Here is a 12,124-nt window from a genome sequence, read left to right on the forward strand (position 1 = left end):
CGCTGACATGGACCGCCTGATGTGCCTGCACGTGCAGACCAGCGGCGAGCCCGTCGAGGTGCAGGTCAACGGCGTGCCCGTGCTCAGCCTGCCGGCCGGCGCGGGCAGTCAGTCGGTGACGGTGCACGAATACCTGCAGAACGGCAGCAACCGCATCACGCTGGTCGTCGCGCCGCCGCCCATCGCGCAGGCCGTGGCCGCGCCGAACGCACCCGCCCAGCCCCGCATGGCCGCGCGCGCCGCCCAGGCGCGTGCCCGCCTCGTGCTGTTGCGCCAGGGCAAGAGCCTGGCCGACGAGGCCGTGCGCGTGCTGGCGGAGGTGGCCTGGGGCATCGAGGAGGGTCAGGGCTTCGAGGCGCCCACCGTCGTGCACCAGGACCTGGAGCTGCCGGTTGGCTTCCCGCGCTGGCGCTGGCTGGACGCCCCCGTGCTCAACCCCGGCCCGCAGGACCGCCAGACCGTGCTCGCCGCCGTGCAGCGCCTCGCTTTCGACCTGTCACGCGGCAACCCCGACAGCTTTCTCGCCGCATGCCGCCTCAAGCTGGAGGAGGTCGACCAGGCCTACCAGCGCCCTGCCGGCCAGGGCGTCACCGCCTTGCGCGAGCAGGTGCAGCAGCTTTGGCAGGCGGGAGCTCTGGCGACGCTGCAGCCGCCCATGACGGAGAACCTGCTGCTGCGCGTGGTGGCCGGCGGGCGCCTGCTGGAATGCCTCAATCCCCTGGGCGCCCCGGTGCTCAGCAGCCAGAACGACGATGCCACGCTCGGCAACATCGCCTGGCCGCTGCGGCTGACCCTGATCGAAGGCAAGGTTTATGTGCTCAGATGAGCATCCATACCCGCTTTGCAGGGGTCGTCGCAGACCCATGCCGCGCTGAGAATCGCTCACCATGATTCGCCTCAACGTCACCACCTTCAACGGGCTGCCCGTGAGCCAGCCGCTGTCCGCCCAGTTCGACGAACTCGGCGGCGACATCGGCCGCGCGGACACCAACCAGCTGGTGCTGCCCGACCCCGAGCGCACGATCTCACGCGTGCACGCCCGTGTGCTGTTCCGCGCCAGCAGCGGTTTCGGCATCGTCGACCAGGGCAGCAATGCCATCAGCGTGAACGGCATCCAGCTTGGCAAGGGCCGCGAGGCCGCCATCAAGCCGGGCGACCAGATCCAGATCGGCGGCTATGTCCTCGTCGTCGAAGCCGGCAATCCCAGCGGCGCAGCGGCGGACCCCTTTGCCGACTTCTTCGGCATGGCACCGGCCACGGCCTTGACCCAGCCCGGCATTCGGCGTGACGTGGCGGCCGCCGACCCACTCGGCCTTTTCGGCGGCCCCAACCCTCCCGCCCCGCCCGCGCCTGCGCCGTCTTTCACCGCACCGCCACCGCCCGCGGCGATGGGTGGCATCCCGGCCGATTGGGACCCCTTCGCGCCGGTGGCCGCACCCAGGCAGGCAGCCGCCCCGGCGCCTTCGGCCGGCGCACGTGCCCTTGGCCTGGACCTGGGCGCCGGCGCACCCGCACCGTTGATCCCCGACCTGCCCGGCGCCAGCAGTGGCCGCGGTGCCGGCGGCGATTCGCTGGACATGCTGTTCGGCCTGGGCGCGCCCACGCCCGCCAGCAACAACCCGCTGGCCCAATCCCTGCTCGGCGAGGCCGTCGCCCAGCCCAATATGGCGGGCCATGCCGACCCGATGCAGGCCCTGGGCATGCTGCCCGCCGCGGCCGGGCAGGCGCTGCCGGACACGACCTCGGAGCTGAACCGGCCCTTCCTGCCGCCCACCAAGCCGGCCGCGTCACCCTCCTCGTCGGCCCAGCACCCGCGGCCTTCTGCTGCCTCGATGGCCGCGCTGAACGCACTCGACCCATCCGGCACGCTGTCGGGCGCCGTCGTGTCCTGGAACGACAGCGCCGGCGAGGGCCGCACCATCATCCGGGCGGGCAAGAAGCCCGAAGCCGCCGCGCCCGTGGCCGCGCCCGCCGCACCGCTGATGCCGCCGCCCCCTCCGCCGGCCATGGCAGCACCGGTCGCCCAGCCCACACCCATGGCTCCAGGCATGCCCGCCGATCAAGCCGCCCTGTTGGCCGCCTTCCGTGAAGGTCTGGGGATTCCCAACCTGCCGGCCGGTGGTCTCACGCCCGAGTTCATGCGGTTGCTGGGCCAGCTCGTCCACGAGTCGGCGCGCGGCACGGTGGATCTGCTGGTCGCTCGTGCGGCCCTGAAGCGCGAAGTACGCGCCGAGGCCACCATGATCGTCGCCAAGGAGAACAACCCGCTGAAGTTCTCACCCACGGCCGAGGTGGCGCTCGGCCACCTGCTTGGGCCGTCGGTGCGCGGCTTCATCGAACCCCATCGCGCCCTGCGCGACGCCTTCGACGACCTGCGCGCTCACCAGCTCGCCTTCCTGGCAGGCATGCGCGCGGCGCTCGAAGGCCTGCTGCAGCGCTTCGACCCCGCCCAGCTGGAATCGCGGCTGACGCAGAAGTCGGTGCTGTCCAGCCTGCTGCCCGCGGCGCGCAAGGCCCAGCTCTGGTCGGTGTTCCAGAACGAATACCAGCAGATCGCCGGTGAACTGTCGGACGACTTCCACCAGGTCTTCGGGCGCGAGTTCCTGCGCGCCTATGAAGCGCAGCTCGACGCGCTTGAGCAAGAACAACGATAGAAGGAGCCCCGTGCAAATCGAGCTCGCATTGATGTCGGAACAGGGCGGCCGCGACTACAACGAGGACGCCTGCGGCCACTGGCATTCCGAGCGCTACCTGTGCTGTGTGCTGGCCGATGGCGCTGGCGGCCATGGCGGCGGCGACATCGCGTCCAAGCTCGCCGTCAGCCATGTGCTGCAGGGCTATGCCAGCCTGCCCGCCCACCACCCGCAGGCGCTGGAAGCCCTGCTGGCGGACACCAACCGCGAGCTGCTCGCCCAGCGCGCCGCCAACCCGCAGCTGCGCAATATGCATTCCACGGTGGTCGTGCTGTCCATCGACCTGCAGGAGCGCACCGCGCTGTGGGGCCACTGCGGCGACTCGCGCTTCTATGCCTTCCGCGATGGCGTTCTCGCCCAGCGCACGCGCGACCACAGCCTGGTGCAGTCCCTCATCGACGGCGGCCTGCTTGACGAGGCCGGTGCTCGGGTACATCCCAAGCGCAGCGAGCTCTACTCGGCCCTGGGCACCCAGGGCGAGGATCTGCACATCAGCGTCGCGCCCCAACCCTGGCCGTTGGAGGGTCGCGAGGCCCTGATGCTGTGCACCGACGGCCTGTGGGAATGGCTGACCGACGACGAGATCGCCATCGCGCTGTCCTTTGCGGCAGAGCCGCAAGCCTGGCTGAACGACCTCGGCCAGCGCGTGCGGCTGGCCGCGGCCGACAAGCCCAACCACGACAACTTCACCGGCCTGGCCCTCTGGCTCAGGCCCGATTGAGGAGACCGTCATGCCTCAACACGTCTGCAAGGGTGCCCAGCTGATGTGCACCTTCGGCTCCAAGCCCAGCGCGCTGGAAGTGCTGCCGCTGAACAAGATGAAGACCAGCAACCAGTTTGCGGCCAACATCATGGACAACAAGCCCATGGTGAACATCCAGCCCTTCGGCCCGTGCAAGAGCATGGCCAACCCGACGGTCGCCGCAGCCACCGCGGCCGCCACGGCGGCGGCGCAGGGCGTGTTCACGCTGACGCCCATGCCCTGCGTGCCGGTCTTTCCCGCGCCCTGGGTGCCAGGCGCCCCGACCGTCATGCTGGCCAATATGCCGGTGCTGAACAACACCTCCAAGCTGATGTGCGCCTATGCCGGCGTCGTCAGCATCGTGTCACCCGGTCAGATGACCGAGATGGTGCCCTGAACCGGCAAGCGCAAAGAGAAAGCCGCCCTCGGGCGGCTTTTCTGTTGGCGTCGGTGTCAGCTCACTTGCGGCCAATTTCGACGCGCCGGTTCTCGTCGGCGTTGGGCTTGGCGGGATTCTTCGGGTCCTTGGAGCCCACGCCTTCGATGACCAGCAAGGCCGGATCGGTGCCCTTGCTGACGAGATAGTCGCGCACCGACTCGGCTCGCTTGATGGACAGGGCCTGATTGGCCTGCGGCGTGCCCGAGGCGTCGGCGTGGCCGATGACGCGCACCTTGCGGTCGCTGTTCTTCTTGGTCTTGAGCACGTCGGCGAAGACGTCGAGCTGTTTCTTCAGCACAGGCGGCAGTTCGGCCGAGCCCACCTTGAAGGCCGTGGCCGGCAGCGAGTACTTGATGGCCGGCTTGAAGCCCATGCACTTGAAGCCCGAAGCCTCCAGTTCCTTGCACTTGTCGTCAGGGAACAGGCCTTCGGCGATGGACTCTGCCGTGGGCACGGTCTTGCCCAGGTCGACCGCGTCGGCAGCGGACGCCGCCGGAGGGGGAATCTCCGGCGTCTGGGCTGCCGCACTCAGGGTGAGACCGCACAAGGAAAGGATCAGGAGGGGGCGAAACTTCTTCATGACGGGTACTCGTGTGGCGGAATGAACCGCTGTCTGAGTGACCGTCGCTGCCGATTGGTTCCCGATGGAGCGGGGAACCAAGCGCGCCCCACAGTCACTCAGTGCCTGATCGCAGGCCGCCGTGGCTGCTTACCGTCTGTTTTTCTGCTCCATTGAGGCGATCCCATCCATGACCTGGCGTGACCGAGTGATCTGGACGGAGGGCATGTTCCTCCAGCCGCAGCACTTCCAGCAGCACGACCGCCACTGGGAGCACCAGTGGCGCCAACGCCTGCAGCAGGCCGTGGCCTATGCCTGGGGCTTCGGTGCCCTGAGCCTGGACGAGGCCTCGTTGACACTGGGGAAGGTGGGCCTGGCTTCGGCACAGGGCCTGCTGCCCGACGGCACGGCCTTCTCCGCCCCCGGCGGCGATGCCGCACCCGCGGCCCTGGACATCCCGGCCGATGCCCGCAACGAGATCGTCGTGCTGGCCGTCACGCTGCAGCGCCCGGGCGTCGTCGAGACCGATGCCGAACAGGCCGCCGGCGCCATGGGCCCGCGCTTCATGGCCGCCGAGGTCAATGTCGGCGACAGCAATTCCCAGCTCGACCGCGACGCCGCCTTGCAGATCGGCCGGCTCAACCTGCGCCTGATGCTGCAACGCGATGCCGGTGAGGGCTACGCCACGTTGGGCGTGGCCCGCGTCGTCGAGCGCCGTGCCGACAACCGCGTCGTGCTGGACCCCAGCTTCGTGCCGCCGCTGCTGCATGCGCCGGCCCACCCGGTGCTGGACGGTTATGTGCGCGAACTCTGCGGCCTGCTGAACCAGCGCGGTGAAGCGCTTGCCGCCCGCCTGGCCGCTCCCGGCCGCGGCGGTGTCGGCGAGATCTCGGACTTCCTGCTGCTGGAAGCCGTCAACCGCAACCAGGCCCTGTTCAACCACCTGCGCTCAGTCTCGCTGCTGCACCCGGAGCGGCTTTACAGCGACTGCCTGACGCTGGCCGGCGACCTCGCCACCTTCCGCGACAGCCGCCGCCCGGCCCAATACGCCGAGTATGTGCACGACGACCTCGCCGCCACCTTCCGCCCGGTCATCGACGACCTGCGCCAGTCGCTGTCGATGGTGATGGAGCAGACCGCCATCCCCATCGAGCTGCAGGACCGCGCCTACGGCGTGCGCGTCGCCCTCATCCCCGACGTGCAATTGCAGCGCAGCGCCACCTTCGTGCTGGCCGTGTCGGCCCAGCTGCCCGGCGACGCGCTGCGGGCGCGCTTCCCCACCCAGGTCAAGATCGGCCCGGTCGAGCGCATCCGCGACCTCGTCAACCTGCAGCTGCCCGGCGTCACGCTGCGCCCGCTGCCGGTCGCGCCGCGCCAGATCCCCTATCACGCGGGCCACAACTACTTCGAGCTGGAGACCCGCGGCAACGAGCTGTGGAAGCAGCTCGAAAGCTCGGGCGGCCTGGCCATGCACATCGCCGGCGAGTTCCCCGGCCTTGAGCTGGAGTTCTGGGCCATCCGTGCCTGACCCCCTCTCACCCTGATCCCTGATCGGTCCGCCCCATGAGCGATCCCAACAACGACGACCCCTTCGCCGCCTTCGGGCAGGACCGCACCGTCATCAAGCCCAGCGCGGGCCGGGCGGCGACGACGGCGCCCCAGCCGCCGGTCCGGCCGGCCGCGGCCCCAGGCCACGCGCCAGCCGGCATTCCCGCCGGCCCGATCGGGAAAGAGGCCCCGATGGCGCTGGAGGCACTCACCACCGCCAGCCTCAACCCGCTGGTGGCCGCCGCCATGCCGCTGCTGTCAGCAGCGCCGCGCGTGCGCCACAGCGCCCAGCATCCCAACCCCGCCGGGCTGAAGGAGGCCCTGGCCGAAGGCATCCGCGCCTTCGAGGCCAAGGCGCGTGCGGAAGGCCTGCCCAACGAGCAGGTCATTGCCGGCCGCTACATCCTGTGCACCCTGCTCGACGAATCGGCCGCCAGCACGCCCTGGGGCGGCTCGGGCGCCTGGGCGGCGCAGAGCCTGCTGGTGCAGTTCCACAACGAATCCTGGGGCGGCGAGAAGGTCTTCGCACTGATGGCCAAGCTGGCCGAGAACGTGCCGGCCAACCGCAACCTGCTGGAGCTGCTCTACGTCTGCCTGGCCTTCGGTTTCGAGGGCCGCTACCGCGTCGTCGACAACGGCCGCGCCCAGCTCGACGGCGTGCGCGCCCGCCTGGCGCAGATGCTGCGCCAAGGCCTCAACCCCGACCCGGCGCTGTCACCTCGCTGGCAGGGTGCCGAACCCGGCGAGGGTGGCCTGCGCCAGAAGCTGCCGCTGTGGGTGATCTGGGCCGCCACGGCCCTGGTGCTGCTGCTGGTCTACATCGGCTTGCGCTTCAGCATCAACGGCGCATCGGACACCGTTTTCGCCACGTTGCGCGGCTTCGATGTGAAGACCGCCGCCGTCGCCGCACCCACGCCGCCACCCGCAGCGCCGCGCCTGGCCGGCCTGCTGGACCTCGACGTCAAGGCCGGCCTGGTGCAGGTCAACGACCTGGCCGACCGCTCCATCGTCATCATCAAGGGCGATGGCCTGTTCAACCCCGGCAGCGCCGAGGTGTCATCGGAGCTGCGGCCGCTGGTGCTGCGCATCGCCGAGGCCCTGCAGCGCATGAAGGGCCAGGTGCAGATCACCGGCCACACCGACAACCAGCCCATCCGCTCGCTGCGCTTCCCGTCCAACTGGCATCTGTCGCAGGCCCGCGCCGAGGCCTTCCGCAACCTGCTGGCCGAGCGCGTCGAGATCGGCCGCCTGCGCGCCGAAGGGCGCGCCGACGCCGAGGCGGTGGCTGACAACAGCACACCGGCCGGCCGCTCGAAAAACCGCCGCGTTGAAGTGACCCTGATGGTGCAGGACGGCCGTTGATCATGAAAAAAGTCCTGTCCTTCCTGTTCCATCCCGTCACGCTCGGCGTGTTCGGCCTGCTCGTCATCTCGGCCCTGGTCTGGTGGGTCGGCCCGCTGATCGCCTTCGGCGAGCACCGGCCGCTGGACACCAGCCTCTCGCGCTGGATTGCTCTGGCCATCGTCTGGCTGCTGGGCGGCCTGCGGCTGGTGTGGACGCAGATGCGGCGCCGCCGCATCAACGCTGCCCTCGTCAAGGGCATGGGCTCCGGCCCTTCCGCTTCCGCCAAGGAAGAGGCGGTGCTGCAGGAGCGCTTCACGCAGGCCCTCAGCCTGTTGAAGAAGGCCCCGGGCGCCAAGAAGGGCCTGTTCGGCGGCAGCTCGCTGTATGACCTGCCCTGGTACATCTTTGTCGGCGCACCGGGCTCGGGCAAGACGACGGCGCTGCTGAATGCAGGCCTCAACTTCCCGCTGACCGAGAAGCTAGGCCAGGCCAGCGTGCGCGGCGTCGGCGGCACGCGCAACTGCGAGTGGTGGTTCAGCGACGAGGCCGTCCTCATCGACACCGCCGGCCGCTACGCCACACAGGACTCCGACAAGGAAACGGACGCCGCGGCCTGGAACACCTTCCTGGACCTGCTGCGCAAGGCACGCCCGCGCCGCCCCATCAACGGCGTGCTGCTGACCATCAGCGTGCAGGATCTGCTGGCCCTGCCGCCCGACCAGCGCAAGGAGCAGGCCTCGCGCGTGCGCGGCCGCATGCAGGAGCTGCAGCAGCGCCTGGGTGTACGCGCACCGGTCTATGTGATGGTCACCAAGTGCGACCTGCTGGCCGGCTTCAACGAGACCTTCGGCCCCATGGGCAAGGAGGAACGCGACCAGGTCTTCGGCTTCAGTTTCCCGGTGTCCATGGCGCCCGGCGAGGAGACGCTGGCCAACTTCGGCAGCGAGTTCGCGTCGCTGGAGAAGCGCCTGCGCGAGCGCCTCATCGAACGCATGGAAGCCGAGAGCGACACCCTCAAGCGCGCCACCCTGTTCGCCTTCCCGCAGCAGTTCGGCGGGCTCAAGGGCTTGCTGGGCGGCTACCTGGAGACCGTCTTCGGCGGCAGCGGTGCGCTCGACGAAGCCCCGCGCCTGCGCGGCGTCTACTTCACCAGCGGCACGCAGGAGGGCACGCCCATCGACCGCGTGCTCGGCGCGCTGGCCCGCACCTTCGGCGTCGAGCGGCGCCTGACGCCACCCGCCGCGGCCAAGGGCCGCAGCTATTTCCTGAACCACCTGCTTCGCAAGGTGGTGTTCGTCGAGCAAGGGCTGGTGGGCCAGAACGCCCAGGTCGAGCGCCGTAGCGCGCGCTTGCGACTGGCCGGCCTGGCGACCCTGGGCCTCGTCACGCTGACGTTGCTGGTCGGCTGGGGCTTCAGCTACTTCGGCAACCAGCGCTACATCACCGACATCGAGGCCAAGCTGCCGGCCCTGCAGGACACCATCAAGGCCCTGCCGCCGACCAGCGGCAGCGACCCCTCGGCACTGCCCGAGGCCTTGGCTGCCATCCGCGACGCGGCCCAGCCGCCCGGCTTCGCACTCGACAACCCGCCGCTGTCCCTGGGCTTCGGCCTCTTCCAGGGCGACAAGCTCGACGCCGGCGCCCAGGTGTCCTACCACCGCCTGCTGCAACGCGGCTTGGCACCACGCGTCGCAGCGCGCCTGGAGGAGCGCCTGCGCACCGCCAACCGCGACAACCTCGAGTTCGCCTACGAGTCGCTGAAGGCTTATCTGATGCTCTACACGCCCGAGCATCTGGACGCTCCAGGCCTGCAGGCCTGGGTGGGCCTGGACTGGGACGCCAACCTCGAAGGCAGCCTGGGCGCCGAGAAGGTGGCCCTGCTGAAGAACCACCTCGACGCCCTGCTGTCGCGCGGCGCGTTTGAAGTGGCCCAGCCGATGGACAAGACGCTGGTGGCCAGCGTGCGCGAGATGCTGGGCGCCTACCCGCTGGAGTACCGCATCTTCAGCCGCCTGCGCCGCGCCCAGATCGACGGCGACCTGCCGCCCTTCACGGTGGCGGCCGCGGCCGGCCCGCAGAGCCCTAACGTCTTCGTGCGTGCCAGCGGCCAGCCGCTGACCCATGGCATCCCGGGCATGTTCACCAAGGACGGCTACAAGAAGGCCTTCCAGACCTCGGTGGACAAGACGGCCAAGCAGCTCGCCGACGAGGAGGCCTGGGTGCTGGGCACCAACGCGGCCACGGCCAAGCGGCAGGCGGCCGACAAGACCCTGGTGGAGCGCGTGCGCCGCCTCTACCTGGAGGAATACGTCAAGGTCTGGGACGCCTACCTGGCCGACGTGCGCCTCGTGAAGCTCAACGGCCTGGACCGCGGCATTGCCGTGTCGCGCCTGGTGTCGGCGGTGGATTCGCCGCTGGCCGCCTTCCTGCGCGCCGCGTCCAAGGAGACGACGCTGATCGACCCGGTCAGCAACGACAACAGCATCAACAAGGAGTTGAACAAGCGCGCCGACGACGCCGTCTTCGCCAAGGGTGGCGAACTGGCCCGCCTGGCCGGCAACCAGGCCAAGGCACCGACGTCCATCTCGCGCGACGGCCCGTTGGAGAAGATCGTCGACGACCACTTCGCCGCGCTGCGCCGCCTCGTGACCGGCACGCCGCCGCCGCTGGACGATGTGATGAAGATGTTCAACGAGGTCTATGTGCAGCTCAGCGCCGTGCAGGAAGCCTTGAAGAGCAAATCGCCGCCGCCCGCGGGGGGTGGTGGCGGCAAGCTCAAGGCCGCCGCCGGCCAACAGCCCGAGCCGCTGCGCGGTGCGCTGGAGACGCTGGCCGAAGCCGCCGACAACCAGAGCCGCCTGGTGGAGCGCCAGAGCCTGACCGGCGAACTGCAACCGGTCAGCGAGTTCTGCAGCCGCGCCATCGCCGGCCGCTATCCGGTCGCACAGGGCTCCAAGGTCGACGTGCTGCCGGAAGACTTCGGCCAGTTCTTTGCCCCCGGCGGCATGATGGATGACTTCTTCACGCGCAAGCTCAGCCCCCTGGTCGATGTCGGCACCAACCCCTGGAGCTTCCGGCCCACGGGTGATGGAGCGAAGCCGGTGTCGCCGGCCGCCCTGGCCGACTTCCAGCGCGCCACCCGTATTCGCGAGGTCTTCTTCCGCGGCGGCGGCAAGGCCCCGGCCTTCCGCGTCGACGTGCGCGTGCTGGAGCTCAATGACGGCCTGAAGGAGCTGACGCTGGACATCGACGGCCAGGTCAGCAAGTTCACCGCCGGCAGCAACCAGGCCGTCAGCCTGCAATGGCCGGGCGCGCGCCTGAGTTCGCAGATCAAGCTCAGCGGCCAGCCGGGCGGCACGCCGGTGACCTTCGACGGCCCCTGGGCGCTGTTCCGCCTCTTCGACCGCTTCGAGGTGCAGGGCTCGCCGCAACAGCCCGAGCGCTTCGTCGTCGTCATCAACCTCGACGGCCATCGCGCCCGGCTGGAGGTCACGGCCAGCAGCGTCTTCAATCCGTTCCGGCTGCGCGAGCTGCAGCAGTTCCGCTGCCCGGGGGCGTTGTGAGCGGCGTTGCCGGTTGGTATGGCAAGTTGCCGGCGCTCGGCGATTTCGCGTCGCGCCGGCTGACTCCGGAATGGATCGCGCAGTGGGATGGCTGGCTGGCCGCCGGCCTGCACCAGTTGCGCGTGGACGCGCCCGATACCTGGCTGAACGACTACCTCGCCAGCCCTGCCTGGCGCTTCGCGCTGCTGCCCGGCGCCTTGCCTGACGGTTCGGGTGAAGGCCTGCGCGTCGGCGTGATGATCCCTTCGGTGGACCGGGTGGGCCGCTACTTCCCCCTGGTCGTCATCAGCCCGCCCCTGCCGCGCCCCAACGACGGCGCCCAGGTGGCCGCGCTGTGGCAATGGGCCGGCCAGATCGAGGAGATCGCCGTCAACGCGCTGCATGACGACTGGAGTGCGGAGACGCTGGATGCGGCCCTGGCCGATGTTCCGCCTCCGACCTCCCTGCCCGACAACGGCCTGCCGCCGGCACTGGCCGCCTTGCTCAGCCAGGCCGCCTGGGACGGCCTGCAAGGCTGCAGCCTGTGGCTGCATGCCGGTGGCGGCCCGAGCGTGCAGCCCGCCCTCCCCCAAGGCGCGGCCTTCGCCGCCCTTTTCAGACCTTGAGAAGCTGTGAACGGACTCCGCACAGCCGCTCATCCCGCCGCAACGCCGCCACTCGGCGTTGCAAATGCTCGCCGTAGCCCACGCCACGGCTGCGCTTTGCGCCTTGATTGGCGCCGCCGCAACGGTCTGCTCGGCCGCGCCGAGCCCATTCACAGCTTCTGGACACCATGAGCGACTGGACCCCCAATTACGGCCAACTTTCGGCCCCCGCTCCTGCCTGGGCTGCCAAGCGGCCGATCCGCATCGCGCTGCTGGGCGACTTCGGCGCGGGCGCCGCGGCCGGCCGCCTGGACACCGGCGATGAGCTCACCCGCCGCAAGCCGCGCGCCGTCGAATTCGATTCGCTCGAAGATTGGTTGGGCCAGCAGAACATCACGCTGAACCTTCCGGTGGGCACCGACGGCGCGCCGGTCGAGATCCCGCTCGCCGACCTGGACTCCTTCCATCCCGACACGCTGTTCCGCGAGCTCGACCTGTTCAAAAAGCTCAATGACCTGCGCAAACGCCTCAACAACACCGCCAGCTTCGACAAGGCCGCCGCCGAGGTCGCCAAGTTCGCCGGCAGCACCCAGAAGGCCTCGCGCGCGGGCCGCGGCGCGCGCGCTCGCGGCGCCAGCCCGTCGGCCGGCGC

Annotated in this window: 10 protein-coding genes; 9 read left to right on the plus strand and 1 reads right to left on the minus strand. The window is 69.9% G+C overall.

What is annotated here, in order from left to right; translation table 11 throughout:
- The first annotated feature begins 7 nt into the window (after positions 1 to 7).
- The 4 genes from AC1DW0_RS26910 (at position 8) to AC1DW0_RS26925 (ending at position 3,832) form a co-directional block, all read left to right on the plus strand.
- Positions 8 to 826 (plus strand): hypothetical protein, encoded by an 819-nt coding sequence (locus AC1DW0_RS26910; protein ID WP_477949088.1) that lies wholly within the window; start codon positions 8 to 10, stop codon positions 824 to 826.
- A 61-nt stretch (positions 827 to 887) separates the two neighbouring features.
- Positions 888 to 2,654, plus strand: coding sequence for a type VI secretion system-associated FHA domain protein TagH (gene tagH, locus AC1DW0_RS26915; RefSeq protein ID WP_477949089.1), 1,767 nt, complete (start codon positions 888 to 890; stop codon positions 2,652 to 2,654).
- A gap of 10 nt (positions 2,655 to 2,664) precedes the next feature.
- Positions 2,665 to 3,414 carry a PP2C family protein-serine/threonine phosphatase gene (locus AC1DW0_RS26920; RefSeq protein ID WP_457356284.1) on the plus strand — a complete coding sequence of 250 codons (750 nt, stop codon included), beginning with the start codon at positions 2,665 to 2,667 and terminating at the stop codon, positions 3,412 to 3,414.
- Between the two features lie 10 nt (positions 3,415 to 3,424).
- Positions 3,425 to 3,832, plus strand: coding sequence for a DUF4280 domain-containing protein (locus tag AC1DW0_RS26925; RefSeq protein ID WP_057297205.1), 408 nt, complete (start codon positions 3,425 to 3,427; stop codon positions 3,830 to 3,832).
- Between the two features lie 61 nt (positions 3,833 to 3,893).
- On the opposite strand, the gene AC1DW0_RS26930 is transcribed toward AC1DW0_RS26925, so the two are convergent.
- Positions 3,894 to 4,454: an OmpA family protein gene (locus AC1DW0_RS26930; RefSeq protein ID WP_477949091.1), complete on the minus strand. Its 561-nt coding sequence runs from the start codon at positions 4,452 to 4,454 to the stop codon at positions 3,894 to 3,896.
- A 169-nt stretch (positions 4,455 to 4,623) separates the two neighbouring features.
- Between AC1DW0_RS26930 and tssK the strand changes: the two genes are divergently transcribed.
- The 5 genes from tssK to AC1DW0_RS26955 all read left to right on the plus strand — a co-directional run.
- Positions 4,624 to 5,961 carry a type VI secretion system baseplate subunit TssK gene (gene tssK, locus AC1DW0_RS26935; RefSeq protein ID WP_056194134.1) on the plus strand — a complete coding sequence of 446 codons (1,338 nt, stop codon included), beginning with the start codon at positions 4,624 to 4,626 and terminating at the stop codon, positions 5,959 to 5,961.
- A 35-nt stretch (positions 5,962 to 5,996) separates the two neighbouring features.
- Complete coding sequence (locus tag AC1DW0_RS26940) at positions 5,997 to 7,343, plus strand: DotU family type VI secretion system protein (RefSeq protein WP_477949093.1); 1,347 nt, start codon at positions 5,997 to 5,999, stop codon at positions 7,341 to 7,343.
- 2 nt (positions 7,344 to 7,345) lie between these two features.
- On the plus strand, positions 7,346 to 10,888 hold the full coding sequence (gene tssM, locus AC1DW0_RS26945) for a type VI secretion system membrane subunit TssM (protein ID WP_477949095.1): 3,543 nt from the start codon (positions 7,346 to 7,348) through the stop codon (positions 10,886 to 10,888).
- The gene (gene tagF, locus AC1DW0_RS26950) at positions 10,885 to 11,493 is read left to right on the plus strand and encodes a type VI secretion system-associated protein TagF (protein WP_477949097.1); all 609 of its coding nucleotides are present in this window, start codon (positions 10,885 to 10,887) and stop codon (positions 11,491 to 11,493) included. The genes tssM and tagF overlap by 4 nt, the downstream gene beginning before the upstream one ends.
- Before the next feature lie 167 nt (positions 11,494 to 11,660).
- On the plus strand, positions 11,661 to 12,124 hold a 464-nt coding region (locus tag AC1DW0_RS26955; protein ID WP_477949099.1), incomplete at its 3' end, for a type VI secretion system contractile sheath small subunit.

The organism is Roseateles sp. P4_D2 (assembly GCF_056401875.1).